This is a genomic window from Variovorax sp. HW608, assembly GCF_900090195.1.
Lineage (GTDB): Bacteria > Pseudomonadota > Gammaproteobacteria > Burkholderiales > Burkholderiaceae_C > Variovorax.
Window position 1 is genome coordinate 2178756 of sequence record NZ_LT607803.1, and the last position, 24247, is coordinate 2203002.

The window sequence follows — 24247 nt, forward strand, 5'->3', positions numbered from 1 at the left end:
CTTGGCTACCGTGGCGAAGAAGACGGGCTTTCGGCGACCGGCGCCGCGAGCGTCAATGCGCACCGCCCGTATCGACCGGTGCCGATGATCGCGCCGGCCGGGTCAGCCAGACCACCGCGATCAGCAGCGCGAACAGCAGGGCCGAGCCCAGGAAGATGTCGTCCGCCGCGCGCGTGAAGGCCTGCTGGTCGATGAACCGGTTGAGCTGCGCCGCGGCCTGCTGCGCATCGAGACCCAGCTTGCCGAGCGCGGCGAATCCATCCGCGGCATCGGGGCTCGCGTAGGTGAAGAACTCGGTCAGGTGCGCGTGATGCAGGGTCGCGCGGTTGTCCCAGAGCGTCGTGGTGATCGAGGCGCCGAAGGCGCCCGCCGTGATGCGCACGAAGTTGCTGAGGCCGGTGGCCGACGCGATCTTCGAGGGCGGGAGCCCCGAGACGATGACCGCCACCAGCGGCGTGAACAGGCACGCAACCGCCGCGCCCTGGATGAAGGTCGGGACCATGATCGACCACTGGTCGACCTGCGGCGTGTACTGCGAGCGCATCAGCAGCACGGCGACGAACACGGCGAAGGAGGTCGTCGAGATCCACCGCGGGTCCACGCGGGGCAGGATCCGCCCGATGAATGGCGAGAGCAGCACCGCCAGCACGCCGACCGGCGCCAGCGCAAAGCCCGCCGCCGTGGCGGTGTAGCCCATGTACTGCTGCAGCCACAGCGGCAGCAGGACCACGTTGCCGAAGTAGACCAGCCAGGCCAGCGACAGCGTCATCACGCCGATGGCGAAGTTGCGGCTCGCAAAGAGCCGCAGGTCGACGATCGGGTGCTCGGCCGTCAGTTCCCAGATGAGGAAGACGACGAAGCCGATGGCCACGACGACGGCCATCGCGACGATGGCGGGCGAGTGGAACCAGTCGAGCTCCTTGCCCTTGTCCAGCAGCACCTGCAGCGTGCCGACCCACAGCACCAGCAGGCCGAGACCCACCGCATCGATCGGCAGCTTGCGCGTGGGCGTCTCGCGGTGGCGGTAGATGGCCCAGGTCACGGCCGCAGCGAGGACGCCCACCGGCACGTTGATGTAGAAGATCCACGGCCACGACACGTTGTCGGTGATCCATCCGCCCAGCAGCGGCCCCGCGACCGGCGCGACCAGCGTCGTCATCGACCACATCGACAGCGCGGTGCCCGAGCGCTGCGGCGGATAGGTGGACAGCAGCAGCGTCTGCGACAGCGGGATCATCGGCCCCGCGACGAGGCCCTGCAGGATGCGGAAGACGATCAGCGCCTCCAGCGTGGGCGCGAAGCCGCACAGCCACGAGGTGAGCACGAAGAGCAGCACGCTCGCGGTGAACAGGCGCACCGCGCCGACGCGCTGCGCCAGCCATCCCGTCAGCGGCACCGAGATCGCATTGGCGACCCCGAAGCTGGTGATGATCCACGTGCCCTGGTTCGGGCTCGCACCGAGGTTGCCGGCGATCGCGGGCAACGACACGTTGGCGATGGAGGTGTCCAGCACGTTCATGAACGTGGCCAGCGAGAGTGCGAGCGTGCCCAGGACGAGCGGGACGCCGGAGAGCGGGCGCGGTGCGGCGGACATGGCGCAGCTTTCCTTCGCGCTCAGAGGGCGGACACCGCGGCGGGCGCCTTCGGCGTCCCCGCCACCTTGCGCACGTCCGTGGGTGCTGCGGCTGCGGTGGCATGCGTCGGGCTGTTGCCCGCAACGATGTCGTGCACCCGTTCGTCGGCGTTGTGCAGCAGGTCGTCGAAGACAGCGGTGCTCGCCACGGCTTGGACGCGCGGCGCATCGGCCAGCGTCTTGCCCGTGGCGTCGCGCACATCGACGCTGACGTCCATCGAGAGGCCGACGCGCAGCGGATGCGCCGCGAGCTCGTCGGGCCGCAATTCGATGCGCACCGGCACGCGCTGCACGATCTTGATCCAGTTGCCGGTGGCGTTCTGCGCCGGCAGCAGCGAGAAGGCCGAGCCGGTTCCGGCACCCAGTCCGGCCACCTTGCCGCGGTAGTCGACCTTCTTGCCGTAGAAGTCCGCCTGAAGGCTCGCGGCCTGCCCGATGCGCAGCTTCTGCAACTGGCCTTCCTTGAAATTGGCATCGACCCAGACGCTGCGCAGCGGAACCACCGCCATGAGCGGCGTTCCGGCCGCAACCCGCTGTCCGACCTGCACGCCGCGCTTGGCGACGTATCCGTCGACCGGCGCCGGCAAGGCGGTGCGGTGAAGCGCGATGAAGGCTTCGCGCACCCGCGCGGCGGCCCGAAGCACGCTCGGATGCGTCTCGGCGGTGGTGCCGTCGGTGAGTGCCTGGTTCGAGGCGAGCTGCTGGCGCGCGGCCGCCAGGGCGGCCTGCGCGGCAACCAGGCCGCTGCGCACCGAAGCGAGCTGCGCGTTGGTGTGATTGAACTCTTCCTTGCTCACCGCGCCATCGCGCAGGAGGGCGGTGCGCCGCTGCGCATCGTCCTCGGCCTTGGCGACGTCGCTGCGCGCCTTGTCGACGTCCGCCTCACGCAGCCTGACCTGCGCTGCCAGCGTGCCGTTGTTGGCATAGAGCGTGCGCACCTCGCGCACGGTCTGAGCGAGCTGGGCCTCTGCCTGCTCCAGCGTCACCCGTGCATCGACCGCATCGAGCAGCACCAGGTCTTGACCGGCCTTCACGAAATCCGTGTCGTCCGCGCCGATGGCGATCACCGTGCCGCTGACCTGCGGCGTGATCTGCACGATGTTGCCTTGCACATAGGCGTTGTCCGTCGACTCATGGCGGCTTGCGGACACCGCGAAGTAGCCGCCGTAGGCGAGCGCGCCGACGGCCACGACGGCCCCGACCGCGGTCAGCCACTTGCGCCGCTTCGCGAGGTTCGCCGCGACGGGGGAATCGGTGCCTTCAATCTTCGTGGTCATGATGAGGATCTCCGCCAGAGAGTCGTCGAATATCGATATCGCAATGTAGGAATCGAAGCGGAGAAGAAACAGCGCGAAACGGCCAAAACGCTTTTCGCGGAGTCTCAACAATCGAGCATTCCGGATCCCGCAAAAGACCGTTGCAGGGAGGTCCCTTCCGCGCCGAGGCGAGTCGGCTTAGATTGAGCGCCGACCCAACGAGGAGCAACTCATGACCCAGCCCCTTCTCTACTTCGACGATCTGAAGGTCGGCGACACGTTCACGACCGGCAGCCACGAGGTGAAGACCGAGGACATCAAGCGCTTCGCGAGCGAGTTCGACCCCCAGCCCTTCCATCTCGACGAGTCCGCGGCGCAGGGCACCTTCTTCGACGGGCTCGCCGCCAGCGGCTGGCATACCGCCGCGCTCACGATGCGCTTGCTCGTCACCGGCGGGCCTCGTCTCGCCAACGGCATCATCGGAGCCGGCGGTGGAATCGAGTGGAAGGCGCCGACGCGGCCCGGCGACGTGCTGCATGTCGAGAGCGAGGTGGTCGAACTGATCCCGTCTCGCTCGCGTCCCGACCGGGGCATGGTCGTGCTGCGCTCGAAGACCCTGACGCAGCGGGGCGACGTCGTGCAGGAGTTGACGGCCAAGCTGATGGTGACGCGCCGCAGTTCTGCCTAGCGGACTGGCCGGGGCCGTCGCTGGAGGAACTCGTGGCCTTCGAAGAGCTCGACGACCCAGTCGATGAACACCCGCACCTTCGCACTGAGATAGCGGTTCGGCGGGTAGATCACGTTGACCGGGATGCGGTCGATCGTCCAGTCCTCGAAGAGCGTGACCAGGCCGCCGTCGGCCAGCGCGGGCTCCACGCCATACGTGGGCGCCTGGATGATGCCGAGCCCTGCGGTGCCCGCGGCGAGATAGGCGTTCGTGTCGTTCACCACCAGCCGATGCGCAAGGGAGAGTTCGAGGCGTTCCTCGCCTTTTCTGAAGCGAAACGGCAGCGGCTTGCCCGCGCGTGACGAACTCAGGCCGATGGTCGGCAATGCGTAGAGGTCCTGCGGATTCGCGGGCGTTCCATGCGCCGCGAGGAACTGCGGCGTCGCGACGGTGGTAAAGCGGAACTCGCCGACACGGCGCGCAACAAGGAACTGGTCCGTGACTTCGCCCACGCGGATCGCGCAGTCGATGCCCTCAGCCACCAGATCGGCCTGCCGGTTGGTGGCGCCGAGTTCGACCTGCACCTGCGGATAGCGCCGGTAGAACTCGTCGAGGGCGGGCACGATGACCAGCGCGGCCAAGCCGGCGGCGGTCTCGATCCGTACGTTTCCGGAAGGGGAAGCGGCCGACTGCTTCGCGGACGATTCGATGTCCGCCAGTTCGGCGAGGAGGCGCACGACGCGCTCGTAGTAGCTGGCGCCTTCGGCCGTCACCGTGACCGACCGGGTGGTCCGGTGGAGTAGCCGAATCTTGAGGTCTTCCTCGAGGCTCTGGATCAGTCGCGTGACCGTGGCATTGGGAAGATTGAGCGTGTCGGCTGCCTTGGTGAAGGTGCCGGCCTCCACCACACGCACGAAGGCGGTCATTGCGGCAATGCGGTCCATGCTTGCAGGCCCTCCCGACTGAAGTGCTGCGGGATGATACCCCTGCACATCCGAAGCCGATGCCGCTCGTTGCGCGTTTCGCAATGGCCTATTGCTTCGGCGGAGGTGTCTGTCTGTCGCGCCGTTTCGTAGATTCATGGGATGCCAATTGAACTGGACCCGGCTGCGCTCGGAATGCGCGAGCGGCTGTCGCATGCCGACTTTCTCGCGAACGCCCGGGCAAGCGCTCCCGCCGGCTTCAGGATGCGTACCCACGCGGAATTCGAGGGAACGCGGGAACGAATCCTGAGCAGTCACCGTACCGGCGATCCGCTTCATGTCTTTGCCTACGGCTCGTTGATGTGGAACCCTGCGCTGGAGCACGACGGCCAATTCAAGGCGCGCATCCATGGCTGGCATCGCAGCTTCTGCATCCGCAATTTCGTCGGCCGTGGTACGCCCGAATGCCCGGGCCTGATGCTCGCGCTCGACAAGGGAGGCTCCTGCAACGGCGTGCTGTTGCGCATTCCCGCATCGAAGGTCAGCCAAGAGGCGGCCATCCTGTGGCGCCGCGAGATGACCTGGGGCACCTACGAGGCACGCTGGGTGACCGCGTGGGTCGACTCGGCGCCCGTGCCGGCGCTGGTCTTCGTCGTCGATCGACGGCATGAGCGCTATGTCGGAAAGCTGTCGCTGCAGGAGACCGCACGCCTCATCAACTGCGGACGCGGCGTGCTCGGAACCTGTAGTGAATACTTCGATGCGACCGTGCGCAAGCTCAGGGAACTCGGTATCCGCGACGCGGCGATGGAGCGCCTCCATGAAGTGGTCGGGCATGTTCGAGCTTCTTCTTGAGCCGTCAAGCCCCGGTTTTCCCCTTCGCCGGTGCATGACTCTGTGGATAACTCGATGCGTATCTCGCCGGAGCCGCTTCCTGATTGGCTTTCCTTGCGATGCTCACCGAATGGGCAGGGGGAAACTATATTTTTGCCGCGCTGTCGGCAGTGGCAGGCAGACGCGCGAAGTTGTCGCCGACCCGGCGCTGATGGCCCGACTGCGGCTCGACCCGTCCCGGCAACTGCTCGGTGCGCAATGCTCCGGCACGCTCATCCTGGCCAAGCTGGGGCTGCTCGACGGCGTGCCCGCCTGCACGGATCTGATCACGAAGCCGTGGGTCGAGGAGGCCGGCGTCTGTGTCCTGAACCAGCCGTTCGTCGCCAAAGGCAATGTCGCGACCGCGGGCGGCTGCCTGGCGTCGCAGTATCTGGCCGCGTGGATGATTGCCCGGCTGGAGGGCATCGAGGCGGCCAAAAGCGCGATGCACTACGTCGCTCCTGTGGGAGAGAAGGACGAATACTTCCTGCAAGAGGTTCAGACGCGATAGCGCTGCGCCGCGCTGGCGTGCGAGAGATTGGGTGCGAGGACCTGGCGTGCGGCTTCGAAGCGCTCCCAGTCGCCGACATCCGGCAGCGCGGGGATGGAAACCAGTTCCTTCCGATCGAAGCCGACCAGCGACGCGTCGACCAGGTCCTCGGCACTCATGACGATCTGCTCCGGCAGTGCATCGACCGGCGTGCCTGCGATCTCCCAGAAATCGGTGCGCGTGGCGCCGGGCAGGACGGCCTGAACCTGGATCCCATGCGGGCCGAGTTCGTGTGCCAGCGATTGGGTGAAGGCAAGCACGAAAGCCTTGCTGCCGCCGTAGGTTCCGTTGAGTAGTTCCGGCGTCAGCGCAACGATCGAGGCGATGTTGATGATGGCGCCCGTGCCACGGCGAATCATGCCGGGCGCGGCCGCTCGGGTCAGGCGCGTCAGCGCCGTCACATTGAGCTGGATCATTTCCTCCAGGCGATCGGCGTCGGACTCGACGAGCGTGCTCGTGGCGCCGATGCCGGCGTTGTTCACGAGGATGCCGATCCGGTCGTCGGACCGCAGCACCTGCTCGACGCGCAGCACGTCTTCCTTGCGCGTCAGGTCTGCAGCAAGCACTTCGATCCTGCGGCCGGTGTCGGCGTGCAGTTTCGCCGCCAGCGTCCTGAGCTTGTCCGCGCTGCGCGCCACCAGGATGAGGTCGTGGCCGCGTCGGGCCAGCCTGTCGGCGTAGATCGCGCCGATGCCGCTGGACGCACCGGTCACGAGGGCGACGGTCTTGGCGTTGTGGTTCGGGTTCATGTGAATTCCTCGGAAAGGGGTTGACAGGACTCTGGCCATTCAGGGCAGCGCGATGGATGGCTGCCCTGTGCGATGAAGTTTGTGCCGCGGGACCAGGAAGAAAAACCACCCATTCAGGAGTGGCGCATTGCGCAGACTGCAAAAATCCGCGCCCTTTTCCAGCGACAGCAATAAGTCCGTGGCGCCGCCTTCTTCGCTGCGGCCAATCTAGGGCAGCGCCGCACCGAGCGAACCGGTCGCGAAGGCCAGCGTCGCCGCCGCCGAGAGCGCGTGGCTGTACGCATCGGCCGCCGCATTGCGGGCCAGCAGCCATTGCGTGTCGGCGAGGGCAACTTCCGTGACCGTGCCGACGCCGTGGCGGTAGGCATCCAGGCGTGCATCGAAGGTGATGCGCGCTGCGGCGTCCAGCGCGGTCGCCGCCTCGAAGGCGGCGAGGCTGGTCTGCAGCGCATCCTGTGCCTGCACGATCTGCAGGACCGCGTCCGAGCGCGTCTTGTCCAGCACCGCCATCGCCTTGTCCACGTCGGCGCGGGCCTGTTCGCGGGCCGAGTTGCGCAGGCCGCCGTCGTAGAGCGGAACCGAGACGCCGAACAGCAGCGATCCGCCCGCTCCGCGGCTGGTCACGTTGTTGGTGATCGACTGCTGGTCGAACGACGGGAGCGCCGTCACGCCCAGCCGGCCCGTGCCGTAGGTGCCGACGGCCGAGGCGAAGACCTTGGGCTTGAAGGCCGCCTCGGCCGCGGCCGCCTTGGCCATGCTCGCCTTCTGCGCCGCATACGCGGCCAGCATGTCGGGCCGGCGCGCGAGGGCTTCGGACACGATCTTCTCGACCGGCTCTGCCATCGACGCGGAGAGCTTGCGGCCCGATACATCCGCCACCTGGAGCCGCGTGAGCGGTGAGATGCCCATGGCCGAGAGCAGCGCCACGTAGGTGGTCTGCGCCGCGCCCTGCGCTTGCACGCGCGCGAGTTGCGCCTGCGCGGTCGCCTGGTGCGTCTGCGCGACGTCGATGACGGTGCCGACGCCATGCTTGTAGCGGTCCTGCGCGGCGGCCTCGATCTCGCGCGCGTTGACCAGCGCCTTCTCCGCGTCGTCGACATGCGTGCGCGCGGCGGCATGCGCATAGAACGCCAGGCTCACGTCGTGGATCACGCGCTGGTGCGCGAAGGTGAAAACGATGTTCGACGCCGACGAGAGCTGCTCGGTCGCCTCGACCACCGCATCGCGCTCGCCGAAATCGAAGAGCAGCCATTGCAGCGCCAGCGCACCCACCGCACCGCTGCCGGACAGGTTGTTGTTCACGCCGATGCCGAGCGTCGAGTTCTGCGAATTGAAGCGCTGGTAGCCGCCGATCGCGCTGGCCGACAGATGCGGCAGGTAGGCCGCCCGCGCGATGCCCACCGCCGAAGCGGCCGCGCGCGCGGTGGCCCAGGCGACGCGCGTCTGCGGGCTGTTGGACTGCGCGATGTCGATGAGTTCGGGCAGCGTGTAGGCATGGTCCGCATCGATGGTCGGCGGCGCCGGCGGCAGGACGCCCAGCGCCGGGTTGGGCGGCAGCACATGCGACACCGCCGCGCCGCCCGATTCGCCGGCCGTCCTGGCGGGCCGGATGTTCCCGGCCGCATCGACCGAGGGACGCCACGGCCGGTCGGGCGAAGGCGGCGCGAGATCGGCCGGCGGCGCGGCGCAGGCGGCCAGCAGGCAAGCCGCTGCGAGGTGCATCGACGCGCTACGCCGCCGCATGAGGCCTCTCCGGCGAAGTCTCGACGCGTGCCGTATCGCTCGGCTCCGACGCCGCAAGCGCAGTTTCCAGGTCATGAAGCCGCTGGTCCACCAGCGCCGCGAGCGGATCGTGCATGTCCGGCATCGGCGATGCCTCCGGCGCATCGACGGGTGCGCCCGCGATGCGGTCCAGCCGCGGCTGGAAGGCGCAGAGCTCACTCTCGCTCGCCAGCAATGCCAGCGGCTCCTGCAGTGCACCGAGCTGCCGCACGACGCCTCGGCGATGCGCCAGCCATTCGTCGGCGGGCCGGACCGAATCCGGCTCGTAGCGCGCGATGTCGAGATCGGACTCGATCGCGCCCAGGCGGCCGAGCCATTCGCCGGCGGCCTCGGTCGGCCGTGCACCGCCGCGCGTCTCTGCAGCCATGCGCTCGAGAAGGCCCGCGATGCCCGATTCGATGCGCTGCGCCACGCCGAGCGGCCAGAAATGGGCAGACACGACGTAGGCCACCAGGTTGCCGATCAGGATGCCGATGATGCGATCGCGGATGGTCAGCATGTCGAACGACGGGCCGGGGCCCTGCACCGCGCACAGCAGGAACGCGAAGCCGATCTGGAAGCCCGCATAGGCAATGCGCGGACTGCCGGCCGCGACCCAGGCCGCAAGCAGCGTGCCCGCGAACACCGCCGCCATCAGCCCGCCGATCGAAGTGAGCGAGGGCACGACGTAGAGCAGCGTGACCAGCCCGAGCACCGCACCCACGAGGGCGCCGGCGATGCGCAGGCTGAGCTTCTCCACGCTCTCGGCGACCGTGCCGAGCGACACGATGAAGACGGTGATGAAGCAGGTGTGGATGGTCGGCCAGTTCAGCAGCGAATAGAGCAGATAGCAGAACATCGCCGCGCCGGTGGTCTTGAGCGCGAAGCGGACGTGGTCGGTGTTGGTGAAGGCATCGGGCCGCAGGAAGCCGCCGCGTTCCGGCTGCGCAGCGGGTGCGACCTGCTGCGCGGGTCGGGTGAAGCGGGCCAGCAGGGCTTCGAAGGCGCGCTGCACGCGCGCGGCCAGCGTGGCCGCAGGCAAGGTGTTCGCGAGGTCCGCCGCGGCGGGCCCGGGAGCGAAAAGGCGGCCCCCGGTGATCTCCTGCGCCCTCGCGTCGACCGAGCGCGCGATCGCCTCGCGCGCCTCCAGCGGCGGCTGCGCCTGCGGGGTCTGCAAGGCGAAGGCCGTGAGCGACATCAGCGCGGCGGTGCTGCCGGCCGCCTGCCGCAGCCCGGCCATCTCCGATGCCGGCGAAGTGCGCTCGGCGCCCGCGAGCTTCAGCCAGGTCCGGACTTCGCCGTCGCCTTCACGCACGTGGTCGGCGAAGGCGTGCGCGGCCTGCGCATCGCCGCCGCGCAGCATCGCCGACACCAGCCGCAGCCGATGTGCCAGCGCGCGCTGCACCAGTTGACGCGGCGAGGGCGCGATCAGCAGCGCCACCACCGCACCCACAGCGGCCGGGATGCCGACGAACAGCCAGGCATACAGCAGCCCGCGCGTCGCGAGTTCGCCGAACGGCACGCGGCCGAGCACATCCAGCGCGTAGGCCACGATCAGCGCGAAGATCCCACCGCCCGCACCGAGCTTGCTGGCCGAGACCAGAAACAGCAGCCCGAAGGCGATGACGGTCATGCTCGCGACCCGCCAGGGCGGCCGCTCCAGCGTGGCATTGGCGACAACGAACACGAAGCCGATCAGCAGCGTGATCAGCAGTGCGGCGGCGACGCAGAGGAGCAGGCTGCTCGCGCGATCGCGCTTGACCAGGAAGAAGGCCACGTAGGCCGTGAGTGCCGGTTCGGGCGTGCCGTAGAGCACCGTGACCATCACGGTCAGCGTGCAGACCAGCGCGAGGCGGGCCGCGAATTCGAGCCGGCCCGGTTCCGGCGCCAGCAGGTGCAGCCAATCCGTCGCGGCGGATGAGGTCGTGTCAGCGGCAGGCGGCGCCATGCCCCACCTCGACCACCGCACTGGCGCCGACACGCGTGAGCGCCGGCGGCGGTTCCTCGAGCCGCACCCGCACCGGAAACCGCCGTGCCACCCGCACCCAGTTCAGCGAACTCTGCACGTAGGGCAGCGAGCGCGGCAGGTTGACGCGGTCGTCGGCCAGCACGCCCCAGCCGATGCCGTCCACCACCCCCCGGATCGGCTGGCGGCGATCGACCATCGAATAGACGGTCACACACTGGCCTTCCTGCACCTGGTGCAGGTCGGTCTCGCGCAGGTTGGCAATGGCAAACCATTCCTCGGTGTTGATGAGCGTGAACAGCGACTGCGACGGCACGACCATTTCGCCCGCCGACACCGTGAGCCCGACGACGCGTCCGTCGTGCGGTGCGCGCACGGTGGTGTCGTCCAGCGCGCGCCTGGCGATGGCGAGCGCGGCATCGGCCGCCGCCACCGCGGCAACGCCGCCCGCATCGTCGGCGACTGCCCGTTCCGCGGCCAGTGCCTGCTCCCGGGCCTGCCGCAGCGACGTGGCGGCGTCCTGGCGCGCGGTCTGTGCCTGATCGAGCTGCTGCTGCGGCACATAGCCCTTCTGGACCAGCGGACGCAGCCGCTCCTCGGTGCGCTCGGTCAGGCCCAGGTTGGTGGTGGCGCGGCGTGTCTGGTCGGCCGCGGTCGCGGCCGCCGAGCGCTGCGTGGAGACGACGCGCCGCTGCGAATCGAGCGCCGCGCGTGCCACGTCGACATTGGCGAGCGCCTGCGCGACGGCCAGCTTGTAGGGCAGGGGATCGATCTGGAACAGCAGGTCGCCCTTGTGCACCTGCTGGTTCTCGCGCACCGGCAGCTCGATGATGCGGCCGCCCACCGCCGCCGCCACGTGGACGATGTCGGCATCGATGGTCGCGTCATCGGTCGAAGGCCGGCTCGCCACATTGACACCGACCGCCACCACGATGCAGACCGCAATGATGGCCAGCGAAAGCGCCAGGCGCCGCCCCCATGCCGACCGGCTGGCGTTCCTCGTCACAGGCCCACCCAGACCCACCAGAGCAGCGCCGCGACAGCGACGCCGATGGCCGTGCACACGAAGAGCTGCAGCGGCAGCAATTGCGCGACGCCGCTCATGACGAAGAGGGCGCGCGCAAGCGCCGCACCCAGCACGCCGACCAATGCGCAGAGCAGCCACGCGGGAAAGTACGCGCCGGCCAGCGGGATCGACGGTGCGCCGGCGCAGCCGGACAGGCCGGGCAGGGCCAGGAACATCAGCGCGAGACCGGCAGCAATACGTGCCTGAAGCATGAACCTCCCCATTTCATGGAACGATGCTCGGCGCTCGTGCATCGGGGACGGGCTGCCGAGTACGGCCGACATATCTTCCCAAAGGAGCAGGCGAAAGCCAAGCCCGCCTCTTCAAGCCATGTGGTGCAGTTCGCGGCGCAGCACCTTGCCGACCGTGCTCTTGGGCAGGCGCTCGGCGAAGGTCACGAGCCTCGGCACCTTGTAGCGCGTGAGGTGCGCGCGGCAGTGCGCGATGAGGTCCTGCTCGGTCAACGCGGCACCGGGCGCCTGGACCACGAAGAGCCGCAGCGCCTCGCCGGTCTTCGCATCGGGCACGCCGATGCAGGCGCATTCGGCCACGCCGGGGCAGGCGGCGACGACGGCCTCGATCTCGTTCGGGAACACGTTGAAGCCCGAGACGATCACCATGTCCTTCTTGCGGTCCACGATGCGCAGGAAGCCGCGCTCGTCGAACACGCCGACGTCGCCGGTGCGGAAGTAGCCGTCCTCGGTGAATGCCTCGGCGTTGGCCGAGGGCTGGTTCCAGTAGCCGGCCATCACCTGCGGTCCCTTGGCGCAGACCTCGCCGGGCTCGCCGGGTGCCGCCTCCGCGCCGTCCGCGTCGAGCAGCTTGATGTCGGTGCCCGGCAGCGGCAGGCCGGTCGTGCCCGAGAAGGCATCGATGCCGCCGGGATTGAAGGACAGCACCGGGCTGGTCTCCGACAGCCCGTAGCCCTCGCGGATGAAGGTGCCCGTGATGGCTTCCCACTTCGCCGAGGTCGCGGCGAGCACTGCCGCGCCGCCGCCGCCGGCCAGCTTCAGGCGCGAGAAGTCCACCTCGCCGAGGCGCGGATGCATCGTGAGTCCGGCATAGAGCGTGTTCACGCCCATGAACACCGTGGGCCGGGCGGCCTTCAGCACGTCGACGAAGCCGTCCATGTCGCGCGGATCCGGCACCAGCCAGTTCTCCGCGCCGATGGAGAAGTAGGTGATGAAGTTCACCATCAGCGCGAAGATGTGATAGAGCGGGATCGCGGTGACGATGACCTCCTCGCCGGGCCGCATCGCGTCGGGCAGGAAGGCCCGGAACTGCGCGGTGTTCGCCACCAGGTTGCCGTGCGACAGGCACGCGCCCTTCGACAGGCCGGTGGTGCCGCCGGTGTATTGCAGGAAGAGCGGGTCCGACGGCGACAGCGCCACCGGCTGGCGCTGCATCGCGGCGCCACGGCAGAGCACCTCCGCGAAGGAGAAGCTGCCGGCCAGCCGCTCGTCCACTGCCGGCCCCGGCAGCTCGACGCCGCAGCCGTCGCCCGGCGCCATCGTGATGACCGTGCGGATGCGCGTGCCATGCAGCACCTCGGCCAGCGTGGGCGTGGCGCCGTTGAAGATCACGATGGTCTCGCTGCCCGAATCGTTGAGCTGGTGCTCGAGCTCGCGCGGCGTGTACTGCGGGTTCACGTTGACCTGCACCGCGCCGGCGCGTGCGATGCCCAGGAAGGCGATCGCGAAGCCCGGCAGGTTGGGCGCCATCACCGCGATGCGATCGCCCTTGCGCACGCCGAGCGCATGCTGCAGCCAGGCGGCGAACGCGGCCGACCCGTGGTCGACGTCGGCATAGCTCAGCGTCTGGCCGAGGGCGCGGAAGGCCGGCCGGGCGGCATGGCGCGTCATCGCGCCGTCGAGCATGTGCACCACCGAAGGATGGGGACAGAGGTCGATGTCGGCCGGGATTCCGAAGCCGGCATAGCTGGCGAGCCAGGGGCGGGGAGGCATGGTGGGCAGTCCTTGAAAGGGCGTCCATCGTAGGAAGAGGCCCCTCGGGCGTCAGTGACCGTCGCGGCCAGTTTTTTGGCTTTGCAGCACAATCCGGATCGCTTCCTTGGAGACAACGATGAACGGCAGCAAGCGCACCACGTCCGCTGCATGGGTCGGCGGCATCGCCAGCATGCTCGAGTCGCAGGGGCTGGACCCGCGCGCCCTGTTCGAGGCTTTGGCGATCGATCCCGCGCTGCTGGGCCGCTCCGACGCGCGCGTCGAGACCGAGAAGCTCAACCATCTGTGGGAGCTCGCCGCCGAGCGCTCCGGCAATCCCCACATTGCGCTGACCGCGCCGTGCATGGCCCAGCTCGCGAGCTTCGAGGTGCTGGGCTACGCGATGATGTCCTGCCCCAACCTGCTCGCCGGCCTGGAGCGGCTCGCGCGCTACCTGCGCATCGTCACCGAGGCCGGCGATGTGCGGCTGGAAGAGGTCCCGGCGGGCTGGCGCCTGGCCTTCGAGCTCTTCGACGGCGAGCACCCCGTGCCGCCACCGCTCGCACCCTGCAGCGGCGCCTGCAGGAAGAGGGCACCTCCTTCCAGCAACTGCTGGACGGCACGCGCCGTGAACTCGCGCAGCGCTATCTGCGGCAACCGGAGGTCTCGCTCGTCCAGGCCACCTACTTGCTCGGCTTCTCGGACCAGAGCATCTTCCATCGCGCGTGCAAGCGGTGGTTCAACACCTCGCCGGGCAGCTACCGCAGTCGCGTCGGGCGGGAAAGCGCCGAGCGGCGCGCGATCGGCTGAGTGCCGCACCCGGCCCCGCTGAACACGAAGGAGAGCATATGACCCCCGAACATTGGGATGCGCTGGTCGTCGGGGCCGGCCAGGCGGGGCCCGCACTGGCCGTGCGGCTCGCGCAGGCCGGCCATCGGACCGCGCTCATCGAGCGCGACCGCCTGGGCGGCACCTGCGTCAACACCGGCTGTACGCCGACCAAGACGCTGGTCGCCAGTGCGCGTGTCGCCGCGCTGGCGCGCAGGGCGGCGGATTTCGGCGTGGCCATCGGCGGCGAAGTCGCCATCGATTTCGCACGCGTGATGGCCCGCATGCGCGGCGTCGTCGGGCAGTCGACGCTCGGCCTTGAAAAGTGGCTGACGCAGACCGCAGGACTCGAGCTCGTCTCGGGCCATGCACGCTTCACCGCGCCCGACACCCTCGTGGTGGGCGAGCGCGTGCTCGAGGCGCCGAAGATCTTCCTCAACGTCGGCTGCCGCCCGGTGGTGCCGGACTGGGCGCGCAATTCGGCCGTTCCCTTCCTCACCAGCGAAACGCTGCTCGCGCTGGAGGCGCTGCCGCCCCATCTCGCGATCGTGGGCGGCGGCGCGATCGGCCTCGAGTTCGCGCAGATCTTCCGGCGCCTGGGCAGCCGGGTGACCGTGTTCGAAATGGCCGATCGCCTGCTCCCGCGCGAAGATCCGGAGGCCGCGGCGGAAGTCCGCGCGGCGCTCGAAGACGAAGGCGTCCGGTTCGAGCTCGGCTCGGGCTGCTTCGGCCTCGAGGCGGGGGACCAGGACGAGCCGGTGGTGGTGGGCTTCGCGTGCGGACCGCTTCGCGAGCGCCGCGCCGCGACGCACGTCCTCGTGGCCGTCGGCCGGCAACCCAACACCGAGGACCTCGGGCTCGACCTCGCAGGCGTCGCGCTGGACGCGCGCGGCTTCATCCGCGTCGACAGCCAGTTGCGCACCAGCGTCCCCGGCATCTGGGCGCTGGGCGACGTGAACGGCCGCGGCGCGTTCACGCACACCTCGTGGAACGACCACGAGATCGTGGCCGCGAACCTGCTCGATGGCGAGGCGCGCAGCGTCGACGAGCGCGTGGCGCGCTACGCACTCTACGTCGACCCGCCACTTGCGCGGATCGGCGATTCGGAGCAGCAGGCACGCGAACGCGGCGGGCGTGTGCTCGTCGGGCTCATGCCCATGAAGAACGTGGGCCGCGCGCGCGAGCGCTCCGAGACGCGCGGCTTCATGAAGGTGCTCGTCGATGCCGATTCGATGCGGCTCATCGGCGCCACCCTGGTCTGCATCGAGGCCGACGAGGTGATCCACTCGCTGATCGCGATCACGAGCGCCGGGGCCGACGTGCGCAGCATCGCGGCGAGCGTGCCGATCCATCCCACCGTCAGCGAGCTGATCCCGACGATGCTGCAGCGGCTCAAGCCGCTTTGAGGCGGCGGACGGGGGCAACCTGGGCCCGGGATTGCCCCAGATCAAGGAACCGACGGCCGGGCGTTGGCACGCGGGCCCCGGGTCCTTATGCTTTTGCGCTACAGGTTCAACCAGGAGATGCTCGATGAATGCCATCAAGATTGCACGACAGCGGATCGAGCGCGACCCGCAGAGCGAATCATCGCGTGCGCTCGTCCGTCTGGTCCTGGCCCTGCAGAGCGAGACCTCGTTCGATGTCACATGCCTCTACAAGCTCGACTACGAGACCTTCGAGCTGGCGCTGTCCATCCTCGAGGAATGGCGGCTCGATCACTACTACGCCAGCAAGCTGAAGCTGATCGACATCTCCCTGCAGGCGCGCGCGCTCGGCGAGGAACACGCCGGCGCCTGAGGCTCATTGCGCCGCGCCGCTGCGCTTGTCGAGCAGCGCGCTGCGCACCTCCTTCTTCAGCACCTTGCCGACCTTCGAGCGCGGCAGGTCGGGCCAGATCTCGACCTGCTTGGGCGCCTTCACGCTGCCGATGCGCGTCTTGACGAACGCCTGGATCTGCGCGGGATCGACGCTCTTGCCCGCGCGCAACTGGAGCACCGCGACCACGCGCTCGCCCCACTTGTCGTCGGGCAGGCCGACCACCGCGCTGTCCTGCACGTCGGGGTGCTGCATCAGCGCCTGCTCGACCTCGACCGAATAGACGTTGAAGCCGCCGCTGATGATCATGTCCTTGGCGCGGTCGACGATGTGGAGGAAGTTGTCGGCATCGAGGTAGCCGATGTCGCCGGTGTGGTGCCATCCGTGGCGCGAGGCTTCGGCGGTGGCCTCGGGGTCCTTGTAGTAGCCGGCCATCACGAGCGAGCTGCGCACCACGATCTCGCCGGTGTCGCCGCGCGGCAGCAGGCGGCCGTCGGCGTCCATCATCGCCACCTGCACCAGGGGGCCCGGCCGGCCCGCCGACGAGAGGCGCTCGCGCGCGACCGATCCGTCGGCCTTGAAGTGATCGCGCGGATGCATCATCGAGATCATCATCGGCGCCTCGGTCTGGCCGAAGAGCTGCGCCATCACCGGTCCGATCCTGGTGAGCGCCTCTTCGAGCCGCGCGGCCGAGATCGGCGCCGCGCCATACCAGAAGCACTGGAGGGAATCGAGCTTCGTCGCCGCCAGCTTTTCGTGCGCGAGCAGCATGTAGATCAGCGTCGGCGGCAGGAAGGTGTGCGTGACCTCGTGGTGCTCGATCGCCGCGAGGAAATCGCCGATGTCGGGCTTGGGCAGGATCACGATGCGCCCGCCGAGCGTCATCACCGGCAGGCACAGCACGCCGGCCGCATGCGTCAGCGGCGCGAGCGCGAGATAGACCGGCCGGCCGATGAAGGGATAGCCCATCAGCGTCAGTGCCGACATCGTCTCCAGATTGCGGCCGGTCAGCATGACGCCCTTGGGACGGCCGGTGGTGCCGCCGGTGCCGGCGATCATCGCGACGTCGTCGGGCGGCTCGATCTGCACGGGCTCGTCGGGGACGCCTTCGAGCCAGTCGGCGCACGCGGGAGCGATCGCGCACGCGCGGTCCAGGCAGACCAGCGTCTTCAGCTTGGGCAGCTGCGAGCGCATCTGCTCGACCATCGGCAGGAAGGCGCTGTGGAAGATCAGCGCCGCGCAGTCGAAGGCATCGAGTACGTAGCTGTTCTCGGCCGCCTCGTTGCGCGGATTGATCGGGCACCACACGGCGCCGGCACGCGAGATGCCGAACACGCAGGCGAAGGCATGCGCGTCGTTGCCCGACAGCACCGCGACCTTGTCGCCCGGCGCGATGCCCGAGCGCTGCAAGGCCCGCGCGACCCGGTGGCTGAAGCGCTGCACCTGGGCATAGCTCAGGTCCTGCCCGTTCATGGTCAGGCAGGGCGCATCGGCGCCGAGCTGCGCGCCCTTGTCGAGATAGTCGGTCAGCCGCATGACGCAACCACGCTGCGATCAGGACCGGGTCAACACCGGGTCCATCACCAGGCCGAAGGTCTTCAGCGCACCGAGCAGTTCTCGGTGGCCGAAAGCCTGGCAACCCGACGCGAAGCCGGCACGCCGCGGCGGCTGCTGCAGCAGCGAGTACGCCCCATAGGCCTGCAGCAGTCCGGTCTGCTTGTAGTTGCAATGGCCGTGGATCACGCAATGCGCGCGGCCCATCGGCCCCGAGGCGTAAACCGAGTCGAGCGAGCGGTTCAGGCGCGGGTTCTCGCGCGGCGGCATGGTGTTCATCACGCTCGCAGCCGTCTGCGCCAGCGCCGCGTAGCGGTCGTCGTCGTTCATGCCCTCGGTGGCCTTCAATGCGGCGGCGACGATCTGCGGCACCCCCAGCATCAGCGGCCGGTTGAACACGCCGCCGAGCACCTTCACGTTGGCGACGCGCGGATCGCGCTTGAACCACACCGGGTGGGAGGTGCCGCCCCACGGCAGCGCCAGCGCGAGCTCGTGCTGGCCCGGGATCGCGACCTGGTACAGGCCCGCGTCGGCGGGCCATTCGACGTACTGCTTCTGCTCGAGGTAGTAGGCCTTCGAGGTCGCGGCGTTGACGAGGATCGTCTGGGTCGAAGCGATCGTCGGGCTGCCGCCCCAGAACACCGCGATGTCGAGCGTGTCGAGCCCCGGCGCTTCGAGGCACAGCTGGGCCGCGATCTCGCCGGTGGTGTACATCTGCGCGAGGCCCGGCGCGAGCAGCAGCCCCGCGGACGCGAACTGCGCGCCGTACTCGCGCTCGAGCGTGATCAGCCAGTCCTGCTCGCCGGTCGTGTCGGTGTAGTGGCACTTCGCCGCGAGGCAGGCCTGCACCACCTCAGGCCCGAACTTCGCGAACGGACCGACGGTATTCAGCACCACCGACGCGCCGCTGAAGACTCTGGTCAGCGCCTCGGTGCTGTGCTGCACCTCGGCCACCTCGAAGCTTGCGGTCTCGATGCCTGGCACGTGGCTCTTCATCGCATCGTTGAGCTTCTCGGCGTTGCGGCCGGCCGCGATGAACGGGATGCCGTATTCGCGCAGGTATTCGCACACCAGCCGTCCGGTGTAGCCGGACGCGCCATAGACGACCACGGGTTTCTTGCTGCTGCTCATGCGTGTCTCCTGTTGATGCGGAAGAGCTGGCTACATGCCCATGCCGCCGTCGACCGGCAGCCCGATGCCGGTGATGAAGCGCGCGGCGTCGGAACTCAGGAACACGACCGCATCGGCCATGTCGCCGACTTCGCCGAGACGCCCCAGCGGCGTCTGCCCGATCACGTCCGCCACGGCCGCGTCGACGCTCGGTGCGAGCCCCGCGGCCACGATGTCGTTCGCGAGCTTCATGCCCATCTCGGTCGGCACCAGCCCGGGATAGACGCAGTTCACGCGCACGCCGTAGCCCAGCTTGCCCGACTCGTTCGCGGCGATGCGCGTCATGCGGTCCACCGCGGATTTGGTGGCCGAATAGCCGGCAATGGCGGGAAAGGCGATCGTCGCGGCCACCGATGCGATGTTGACGATCGAGCCGCCGTGGCCTGCCGCGCCGCCGGGCTTCATCGCCCGGAACGCGTGCTTGATGCCGAGCAGCGTGCCGACCGCGTTGACGTCGAACATGCGGCGCAGGTCCTCGGCCTTGACGTCGATCACTAGCGAGGTGATCTCGATGCCGGCGTTGTTGACGAGCAGGTCGAAGGAGCCGAGTTCCTTCACCGTGGCGGCGACGGCGGCTTCCCAGTCGCTGTCGCTCGTGACGTCGAGCTTCACGAAGCGGGCGGTGGCGCCGCCGCTGCCGAGCGTGTGTGCGGTTTCCTTGCCGAGATCGACGAGCACGTCGCCGATCATCACCGACGCGCCGGCGTCGGTCAGTGCCTTGGCAATCGCGGCACCGATGCCGCGCGCGGCACCGGTGACCAGGGCCTTGCGGCCGGTCAGGTCGATCTTCGTCATGTCTTGTCTCCGGTTGTGATTCGTGGATCTGGAAAACGAAGCGGAGGCCATGCTAGGAGTCGACTTGACAGGTGTCAAGAAAAAACTGGGCATGTGTCAAAACACGTCTCGTGTGCTATCTTTTCGAGCGTCACACCTCGGGTAAACACCGAGGGCCCTCACGATTTCCACACTGCCGATGGACCGTATTTCCCGCTCTCAGGTCGACAAGTTTTCGCAGCGCCGCGCCGAGCTCGGCGAAGCGACCTTGCAGACGCTCGCATCGCTCGGCTACGCGCGCACCAGCCTGCGCGAGATCGCGCAGAACTCCGAGTACTCGCACGGCGTGCTGCACTACTACTTCAAGGACAAGGTGGACCTGATCCTGTGCAGCGTGCGGCAGTACAAGGCGGTGTGCGTCAAGCGCTACGACCAGGTGGTCGAGGAATCCACCCGCTTCGAGGAACTGATGGAAGGCTTCCTCGATGCGCTCGGCGCCACGGTGCGCGACGAGGCGCCGCTGCACCGCCTGTGGTACGACCTGCGCTCGCAGTCCCTGTTCGAGGACGCCTTCCGCGCCGACGTGGCCGAGATCGACAAGAGCCTCGAACGCATGATCTGGCGCGTCATGGTGCGCTTCTCCGAGCTGGGCGGCCGGCCGCTCACGGTGCCGCCGGGCGTCGCCTATGCGGTGTTCGACGGCCTGTTCCAGCAGTGCCTGCTCAGGCACCTCAACGGCGACAGGCGCGCGGTCTCGACCATGCAGAAGCATGTGCGGGTGGCGATCCTGCAGCTGCTCGGCGAGCCCGGTCTGCCGCACTGAGCAAAAGCGTTCAGCGCCGCAGCGCTTCGCGCCCGCGCAGTCGCGCCCAGAGTGCCCGCAGCCGCCGCGCGCGGTCTTCGAACAGATAGGAGCCGGCCAGCGCGAGCAGGCCGGACACGATCCCCGTCACGATGGCCTCCAGGCGGGGAAAGCCGTAGTGCCCCGGATGCGAGAAGCTGTCGCCGACCATCGTCAGGAGCCCGACCAGCAGCGCATTGCCGAGGCGGTTCGCATAGAGCTTCACCGCCGGCGTGAAGGTCAGGGCCAGCGCCAGGATGCCGGTAAACAAGCCGGTCTGCAGCGCGAGAACCCAGTGGGGCGCGCTCAGGATGTTGCCGAGGCTCCCCGGCATGCAGGTCATGCAGGCGCTCGTCGGCTGCCAGAAACGCTTGATGAACAGAATGAAGCGACGCTTCCATGAGATCGGCATCATGCGAACCTCGTCGGTGCACCAGGTGCAATCGTCTCACATTGCCGCCAGAATCGGGGCGCGAAAAAACGCCGCGCCGCCGGGCGTGATGACCGATCAGACCGAGCGCATGAGCCCGCCGTCGACGCGGATGTTCTGCCCGGTGATGTAGGCAGCGCCTTCCGACGCCAGGAAGGCGATCGTCGCCGCGATTTCCTCGCGCTTGCCGTAGCGCTTCATCGGCACCGAATCGCGGCGCGGCTCGGTGGCCGGAAGGCTGTCGATCCAGCCCGGCAGCACATTGTTCATGCGGACGTTGTCCGCCGCGTAGGTGTCCGCGAAGATCTTGGTGAACGACGCCAGCCCGGCGCGGAATACCGCGGAGGTCGGGAAGAGGGCGCTCGGCTCGAAGGTCCACGCGGTCGAGATGTTGATGATCGCGCCCGCCTTCTGCTGCTGCATCACCGGCGCGACGAGACGCGTCGGGCGGATGACATTCATCAGATAGGTGTCCATGCCGCGATGCCAGTCTTCGTCGCTGATGTCGAGGATCTGCGCGCGGGGACCATGGCCCGCGCTGTTGACCAGAACGTCGATGCGGCCCCACCGGTTCATCGCCAGATCGACGAGCTTGCGCAGGTCGTCGATCGACTGGTTCGAGCCCGTGACGCCGACGCCGCCGAGCCGCTGCGCCAGCGCCTCGCCCTTGCCCGACGATGAAAGGATGGCCACCTTGAAGCCATCGGCCGCGAGGCGTTCGGCGGCTGCCGCGCCCATGCCGCTGCCGCCGGCGGTGACGAGTGCTACTTTTTCGGATGTCATGGTTGTGCTTCCTGGCTGTTGATGCGATGCGCCCGCATGCTAGACCAATGCCGCGACGAGGCTCGCGATGCCGATCCCGACCGCCGCCAGCGCATCGCCGGCGATCAGCCCGCCGCCGAAGAGGGAGGCGCTGCCCATGTCCTGCGGCAGGTCCTTGCGTCGTGGCGTGCGTGCGCCCAGCAGGCTGCCCGCCACGCCGCCCGCGCCCAGCCACAGCGAAGTCGGCAGGTTGACGAAGCCGCCGAACGACAGCGCGTAAGGCGATGGCAGCACGATCGCATCGAGCACGAAGCTGCGCGGCCGCAGCCACTTGCGCAGCAGCTCGATCACCGCGCCGGCCGCGACGCCGATGCCGATCGCGGTGCGCTGGTGGGGCATCTCGTTGGTCAGGCCGCGCAGCACGCCCACGAGCTTGTAGGTCATGGCCGAGGCCCATTCGGCGGGTTGCTGCTCGGCCTTCATCACGGTCTGGTCCTGCAGCAGCACCGGGTAGGCCGCCATGAAGAGCCGCGCGAACACCACGGCCATCGTCGCGCCCATCAGGATGCCCAGCACCTGGTAGCGAAACTGCAGCACGCGCGGCGTTCCGAGCCGCCAGCCGGTGGAGCGGTCCTGCTGCATGTCGCAGGCCACGCTGGTCGCCACCAGCAGCACGGCGCCGGCCATCAGGCCCACGCCGGGGTCACGCAGGCCGAGCGCGGCGAGGATGATCACCGTGACCACGAAGGCCGACGAGATCGGATTGGAGTCGCTGATGCCCACCGAGATGCCGTTGACCAGCGCGAACAGCAAGACCAGCCCCACCGCCACCGCGAGATAGAGGACCGGCTGGCCGAGCAGCACGTGCCCGCAGACCACGGTGGCGATCGCCCAGGACAGCACCCACAGCACGAGGCGGGCCGTGTTCACGCGCTTCCACGCGTCGGCCGGCGGAGATGAACCGCCGGCGGCTTCGCGGCGCGCGCGCGGCAGCGCCTGCGCGAAGATCCGCACGAGGTCGATCAGCGCCGCCCCCATGATGGTGCCGAGCGCGATCAGGAACATGATCTTGCGCGGCGGATCGCCTGGCTGCAGCCAGCCGATGCCGACGAAGTAGGGTTTCAGGGCGAGGCCGATCAACCCGCCCACCACCGCCGGCACGCCGATGCGCGCGCCGATCACCAGCCCGGCACCGAAGGTGGACGCCGAGAGCTCGATCGCACCCAGCAGCGGCAGGCGGCTCGCGGCCAGCCCCGACGCGAGGCCCACCAGCGCACCGCCGCCGAGCTGCTTCACCGAGCGCCGCAGCAGATCGGGATCGGTGAGCGCCCGAAGGATGTTCGCGACCGCGAGCCCCGACGGAAACGCGAGCCGCATGCGATCCACCAGCACCGGCGTGTAGAGCATGCCCACGCCGACGCCGAACATGCCGACGCAGGTGAGATACAGCACCATTTGCCAGGCGGGCGGTTGCGGCAGGCCGAGCCATGCCATGGCCTGCAGCAGCACGCCCAAGCCGCTCATGCTCGCGACCGAGGCCGCGGCGGTCTGGATGTAGTTCGCGCCATGACGGCCGGCCGCGCCATAGCCCGCGGTGACGGCCGAACCGAGCAGCCCCGCGAGCACCTGCCCGCCGACGAAGAAGCCCAGCGAGAAGTTCATGTACGCCGCGGTCACGCCGGCCAGCGGCCCGAGCACCAGCATGCCCGCCGCCGCGAGCAGCAGGTGATATCGCCAGCTGCCTTCCACGGGCAGCCAGCGCCAGCGCAGGTTCGCGTTTCGGTTCATGCTGGGCGCGACTGTGGACGCAAGACCCAGCGCTGCTGTTCGTCGAGTAGATTTTTTCAAGGCAGGCCGACGCAAGCCCTAGACGAACGGCACGTCGATGAGCCGAAGCTGGATCGCCTTGGCGATCGCATGCGCTCTGTTCGATGCGTTGAGGTGCACGATGGCACGCTTCATGTGGGAGCGCACCGTCTCGCAGGACAAGCCCAGGAGCAGCGCGATGTCGTCCGAAGTCCTTCCCTGTGCGGCGAGGGACAGGCACTCCTTCTCGCGCGCGCTGAGCCATGCCTTCGAAGCGGCGGCGTCGTTCCACAACCACTTTCGAAGCGACGTGTTCTGGAAGTAGTGGCACAGGGCGAAGAGCGTATTGACGGTCGGCTGCGACGACCCGTCGAGATACGTGGTCGAGTTTTCGGAGATCGCACTCACGAAGGCGAACGAACCATTCGGCATGTGCAGCGGGATCGTGATGCCCTAGTGCAGGTTCTTGTCATTGAGATGGTCGACGCAGGCGCGCTCCCCGGCGCTCAGGCATTCGCCGCTCTGCACCTCGATCCATTTGAGCGGCAGCGTCGTGTTGAGGCAGAACCTGTAGTAAGGGTCGCACAGATGGCTCCAGTGCCGGTCCCAACGGCTCGGGAAAGAGCGTGTCTTCACGACCGGGGATGCGAGGCTTCCGTCCGGCAGCCTCGGCATGGCGGTCCTGCCATAGGCAAAAGATGAAAAGCCCAGGCCCGCCAAGGCCTGATGCAACGCGTCCAGAGCCGATTCGAGATCGGCAGCCTGCTCGAGGTCCGCCGCCAGGCCTCCCGTCAGGTCGCCCTGCAGGGAGGCGGGAGCTTCGTCCGACATGAGAGACGTCATGGATCACCTCTTTCTGCAGCCAGGGCTGGCGCCGCCG

At 68.6% G+C, this 24247-nt stretch carries 23 protein-coding genes and 2 pseudogenes; 8 read left to right on the forward strand and 17 right to left on the reverse strand.

Annotation, left to right across the window (positions count from 1 at the left end):
- Positions 1–52: 52 nt before the first annotated feature.
- Entirely contained in the window at positions 53–1594 is a 1542-nt protein-coding gene (locus VAR608DRAFT_RS10115) for a DHA2 family efflux MFS transporter permease subunit (protein ID WP_088953953.1), read from the reverse strand.
- 20 nt (positions 1595–1614) lie between these two features.
- Positions 1615–2910, reverse strand: coding sequence for an efflux RND transporter periplasmic adaptor subunit (locus VAR608DRAFT_RS10120; protein WP_088958710.1), 1296 nt, complete (start codon positions 2908–2910; stop codon positions 1615–1617).
- Between the two features lie 211 nt (positions 2911–3121).
- Here VAR608DRAFT_RS10120 and VAR608DRAFT_RS10125 point away from each other — a divergent pair, with 211 nt between their 5' ends.
- Positions 3122–3577, forward strand: a complete 456-nt coding sequence (locus tag VAR608DRAFT_RS10125; RefSeq protein WP_088953954.1) for a MaoC family dehydratase — start codon at positions 3122–3124, stop codon at positions 3575–3577.
- On the opposite strand, the gene VAR608DRAFT_RS10130 is transcribed toward VAR608DRAFT_RS10125, so the two are convergent.
- On the reverse strand, positions 3574–4500 hold the full coding sequence (locus VAR608DRAFT_RS10130) for a LysR family transcriptional regulator (RefSeq protein ID WP_088953955.1): 927 nt from the start codon (positions 4498–4500) through the stop codon (positions 3574–3576). The two genes, VAR608DRAFT_RS10125 and VAR608DRAFT_RS10130, sit on opposite strands and share 4 nt — an antisense overlap.
- 141 nt (positions 4501–4641) lie before the next feature.
- On the opposite strand from VAR608DRAFT_RS10130, the gene VAR608DRAFT_RS10135 reads away from it, so the two are divergent.
- On the forward strand, positions 4642–5334 hold the full coding sequence (locus VAR608DRAFT_RS10135; protein WP_231973402.1) for a gamma-glutamylcyclotransferase: 693 nt from the start codon (positions 4642–4644) through the stop codon (positions 5332–5334).
- A gap of 142 nt (positions 5335–5476) precedes the next feature.
- Positions 5477–5863: pseudogene (locus tag VAR608DRAFT_RS10140) on the forward strand (AraC family transcriptional regulator); the annotation flags it as partial.
- Here the strand turns inward: VAR608DRAFT_RS10140 and VAR608DRAFT_RS10145 are convergent.
- The 6 genes from VAR608DRAFT_RS10145 to VAR608DRAFT_RS10170 form a co-directional block, all read right to left on the reverse strand.
- Positions 5851–6651, reverse strand: coding sequence for an SDR family NAD(P)-dependent oxidoreductase (locus VAR608DRAFT_RS10145; RefSeq protein WP_088953957.1), 801 nt, complete (start codon positions 6649–6651; stop codon positions 5851–5853). The pseudogene VAR608DRAFT_RS10140 and the gene VAR608DRAFT_RS10145 overlap by 13 nt on opposite strands.
- Before the next feature lie 207 nt (positions 6652–6858).
- Positions 6859–8394, reverse strand: a complete 1536-nt coding sequence (locus VAR608DRAFT_RS10150; protein WP_088953958.1) for a TolC family protein — start codon at positions 8392–8394, stop codon at positions 6859–6861.
- Entirely contained in the window at positions 8381–10360 is a 1980-nt protein-coding gene (locus tag VAR608DRAFT_RS10155) for an FUSC family protein (RefSeq protein ID WP_088953959.1), read from the reverse strand. Before VAR608DRAFT_RS10155 ends, VAR608DRAFT_RS10150 begins: the two co-directional genes overlap by 14 nt.
- Positions 10341–11384: a multidrug transporter subunit MdtN gene (gene mdtN, locus VAR608DRAFT_RS10160; RefSeq protein WP_088953960.1), complete on the reverse strand. Its 1044-nt coding sequence runs from the start codon at positions 11382–11384 to the stop codon at positions 10341–10343. Before mdtN ends, VAR608DRAFT_RS10155 begins: the two co-directional genes overlap by 20 nt.
- Positions 11381–11656: a YtcA family lipoprotein gene (locus VAR608DRAFT_RS10165; protein WP_231973405.1), complete on the reverse strand. Its 276-nt coding sequence runs from the start codon at positions 11654–11656 to the stop codon at positions 11381–11383. The genes mdtN and VAR608DRAFT_RS10165 overlap by 4 nt, the downstream gene beginning before the upstream one ends.
- A 111-nt stretch (positions 11657–11767) precedes the next feature.
- Positions 11768–13408, reverse strand: coding sequence for an AMP-binding protein (locus VAR608DRAFT_RS10170; RefSeq protein WP_088953962.1), 1641 nt, complete (start codon positions 13406–13408; stop codon positions 11768–11770).
- A 172-nt stretch (positions 13409–13580) separates the two neighbouring features.
- Between VAR608DRAFT_RS10170 and VAR608DRAFT_RS38485 the strand changes: the two are divergent.
- From VAR608DRAFT_RS38485 to VAR608DRAFT_RS10185, 4 genes and pseudogenes are all read left to right on the forward strand, one after another.
- Positions 13581–13907, forward strand: a pseudogene (locus VAR608DRAFT_RS38485) (AraC family transcriptional regulator ligand-binding domain-containing protein); the annotation flags it as partial.
- 92 nt (positions 13908–13999) lie between these two features.
- On the forward strand, positions 14000–14197 hold the full coding sequence (locus VAR608DRAFT_RS38490; RefSeq protein WP_443082945.1) for a helix-turn-helix domain-containing protein: 198 nt from the start codon (positions 14000–14002) through the stop codon (positions 14195–14197).
- Positions 14198–14235: 38 nt separating this feature from the next.
- A complete protein-coding gene (locus VAR608DRAFT_RS10180; RefSeq protein WP_088953963.1) occupies positions 14236–15621 on the forward strand; it encodes an FAD-containing oxidoreductase in 1386 nt (461 codons plus the stop codon).
- A gap of 124 nt (positions 15622–15745) precedes the next feature.
- Entirely contained in the window at positions 15746–16012 is a 267-nt protein-coding gene (locus VAR608DRAFT_RS10185; protein WP_088953964.1) for a hypothetical protein, read from the forward strand.
- A gap of 3 nt (positions 16013–16015) precedes the next feature.
- Here VAR608DRAFT_RS10185 and VAR608DRAFT_RS10190 read toward each other — a convergent pair whose 3' ends face one another.
- Genes VAR608DRAFT_RS10190 through VAR608DRAFT_RS10200 form a run of 3 tightly spaced genes read right to left on the reverse strand, consistent with a single transcriptional unit; the run spans position 16016 to position 19549 of the window.
- Positions 16016–17566, reverse strand: a complete 1551-nt coding sequence (locus VAR608DRAFT_RS10190; RefSeq protein ID WP_088953965.1) for an acyl-CoA synthetase — start codon at positions 17564–17566, stop codon at positions 16016–16018.
- A gap of 18 nt (positions 17567–17584) precedes the next feature.
- Positions 17585–18715, reverse strand: coding sequence for a DUF5938 domain-containing protein (locus VAR608DRAFT_RS10195; RefSeq protein WP_088953966.1), 1131 nt, complete (start codon positions 18713–18715; stop codon positions 17585–17587).
- A gap of 30 nt (positions 18716–18745) precedes the next feature.
- Positions 18746–19549 carry an SDR family NAD(P)-dependent oxidoreductase gene (locus VAR608DRAFT_RS10200; RefSeq protein ID WP_088953967.1) on the reverse strand — a complete coding sequence of 268 codons (804 nt, stop codon included), beginning with the start codon at positions 19547–19549 and terminating at the stop codon, positions 18746–18748.
- Between the two features lie 178 nt (positions 19550–19727).
- On the opposite strand from VAR608DRAFT_RS10200, the gene VAR608DRAFT_RS10205 reads away from it, so the two are divergent.
- A complete protein-coding gene (locus VAR608DRAFT_RS10205) occupies positions 19728–20351 on the forward strand; it encodes a TetR/AcrR family transcriptional regulator (RefSeq protein ID WP_088953968.1) in 624 nt (207 codons plus the stop codon).
- A gap of 10 nt (positions 20352–20361) precedes the next feature.
- Here the strand turns inward: VAR608DRAFT_RS10205 and VAR608DRAFT_RS10210 are convergent, their stop codons facing one another.
- The 5 genes from VAR608DRAFT_RS10210 to VAR608DRAFT_RS10230 all read right to left on the reverse strand — a co-directional run bounded on the left by VAR608DRAFT_RS10210 (position 20362) and on the right by VAR608DRAFT_RS10230 (position 24210).
- A complete protein-coding gene (locus tag VAR608DRAFT_RS10210) occupies positions 20362–20781 on the reverse strand; it encodes a hypothetical protein (RefSeq protein WP_088958711.1) in 420 nt (139 codons plus the stop codon).
- A 96-nt stretch (positions 20782–20877) separates the two neighbouring features.
- Entirely contained in the window at positions 20878–21582 is a 705-nt protein-coding gene (locus tag VAR608DRAFT_RS10215) for an SDR family oxidoreductase (RefSeq protein ID WP_088953969.1), read from the reverse strand.
- Positions 21583–21621: 39 nt separating this feature from the next.
- A complete protein-coding gene (locus VAR608DRAFT_RS10220; RefSeq protein ID WP_231973407.1) occupies positions 21622–23349 on the reverse strand; it encodes an OPT/YSL family transporter in 1728 nt (575 codons plus the stop codon).
- Between the two features lie 78 nt (positions 23350–23427).
- Entirely contained in the window at positions 23428–23799 is a 372-nt protein-coding gene (locus VAR608DRAFT_RS10225) for a response regulator transcription factor (protein ID WP_088953970.1), read from the reverse strand.
- Positions 23800–23820: 21 nt separating this feature from the next.
- Positions 23821–24210, reverse strand: coding sequence for an autoinducer binding domain-containing protein (locus tag VAR608DRAFT_RS10230; protein ID WP_088953971.1), 390 nt, complete (start codon positions 24208–24210; stop codon positions 23821–23823).
- Positions 24211–24247 lie beyond the last annotated feature (37 nt).

What these genes read in the sequence shown, in the direction of transcription:
- VAR608DRAFT_RS10155 (WP_088953959.1), bottom strand. Translation starts at nt 10,360, where the DNA reads ATGGCGCCGCCTGCCGCTGACACGACCTCATCCGCCGCGACGGATTGG.
- VAR608DRAFT_RS10195 (WP_088953966.1), bottom strand. Translation starts at nt 18,715, where the DNA reads ATGAGCAGCAGCAAGAAACCCGTGGTCGTCTATGGCGCGTCCGGCTAC.
- VAR608DRAFT_RS10145 (WP_088953957.1), bottom strand. Translation starts at nt 6,651, where the DNA reads ATGAACCCGAACCACAACGCCAAGACCGTCGCCCTCGTGACCGGTGCG.
- VAR608DRAFT_RS10150 (WP_088953958.1), bottom strand. Translation starts at nt 8,394, where the DNA reads ATGCGGCGGCGTAGCGCGTCGATGCACCTCGCAGCGGCTTGCCTGCTG.
- VAR608DRAFT_RS10225 (WP_088953970.1), bottom strand. Translation starts at nt 23,799, where the DNA reads ATGCCGAATGGTTCGTTCGCCTTCGTGAGTGCGATCTCCGAAAACTCG.
- VAR608DRAFT_RS10170 (WP_088953962.1), bottom strand. Translation starts at nt 13,408, where the DNA reads ATGCCTCCCCGCCCCTGGCTCGCCAGCTATGCCGGCTTCGGAATCCCG.
- VAR608DRAFT_RS10220 (WP_231973407.1), bottom strand. Translation starts at nt 23,349, where the DNA reads ATGAACCGAAACGCGAACCTGCGCTGGCGCTGGCTGCCCGTGGAAGGC.
- VAR608DRAFT_RS10115 (WP_088953953.1), bottom strand. Translation starts at nt 1,594, where the DNA reads ATGTCCGCCGCACCGCGCCCGCTCTCCGGCGTCCCGCTCGTCCTGGGC.
- VAR608DRAFT_RS10180 (WP_088953963.1), top strand. Translation starts at nt 14,236, where the DNA reads ATGACCCCCGAACATTGGGATGCGCTGGTCGTCGGGGCCGGCCAGGCG.
- VAR608DRAFT_RS10135 (WP_231973402.1), top strand. Translation starts at nt 4,642, where the DNA reads ATGCCAATTGAACTGGACCCGGCTGCGCTCGGAATGCGCGAGCGGCTG.
- VAR608DRAFT_RS10200 (WP_088953967.1), bottom strand. Translation starts at nt 19,549, where the DNA reads ATGACGAAGATCGACCTGACCGGCCGCAAGGCCCTGGTCACCGGTGCC.
- VAR608DRAFT_RS10120 (WP_088958710.1), bottom strand. Translation starts at nt 2,910, where the DNA reads ATGACCACGAAGATTGAAGGCACCGATTCCCCCGTCGCGGCGAACCTC.
- VAR608DRAFT_RS10205 (WP_088953968.1), top strand. Translation starts at nt 19,728, where the DNA reads ATGGACCGTATTTCCCGCTCTCAGGTCGACAAGTTTTCGCAGCGCCGC.
- VAR608DRAFT_RS10215 (WP_088953969.1), bottom strand. Translation starts at nt 21,582, where the DNA reads ATGACATCCGAAAAAGTAGCACTCGTCACCGCCGGCGGCAGCGGCATG.
- VAR608DRAFT_RS10165 (WP_231973405.1), bottom strand. Translation starts at nt 11,656, where the DNA reads ATGCTTCAGGCACGTATTGCTGCCGGTCTCGCGCTGATGTTCCTGGCC.
- VAR608DRAFT_RS10190 (WP_088953965.1), bottom strand. Translation starts at nt 17,566, where the DNA reads ATGCGGCTGACCGACTATCTCGACAAGGGCGCGCAGCTCGGCGCCGAT.
- VAR608DRAFT_RS10230 (WP_088953971.1), bottom strand. Translation starts at nt 24,210, where the DNA reads ATGACGTCTCTCATGTCGGACGAAGCTCCCGCCTCCCTGCAGGGCGAC.
- VAR608DRAFT_RS10210 (WP_088958711.1), bottom strand. Translation starts at nt 20,781, where the DNA reads ATGCCGATCTCATGGAAGCGTCGCTTCATTCTGTTCATCAAGCGTTTC.
- VAR608DRAFT_RS10125 (WP_088953954.1), top strand. Translation starts at nt 3,122, where the DNA reads ATGACCCAGCCCCTTCTCTACTTCGACGATCTGAAGGTCGGCGACACG.
- VAR608DRAFT_RS10185 (WP_088953964.1), top strand. Translation starts at nt 15,746, where the DNA reads ATGAATGCCATCAAGATTGCACGACAGCGGATCGAGCGCGACCCGCAG.
- VAR608DRAFT_RS10130 (WP_088953955.1), bottom strand. Translation starts at nt 4,500, where the DNA reads ATGGACCGCATTGCCGCAATGACCGCCTTCGTGCGTGTGGTGGAGGCC.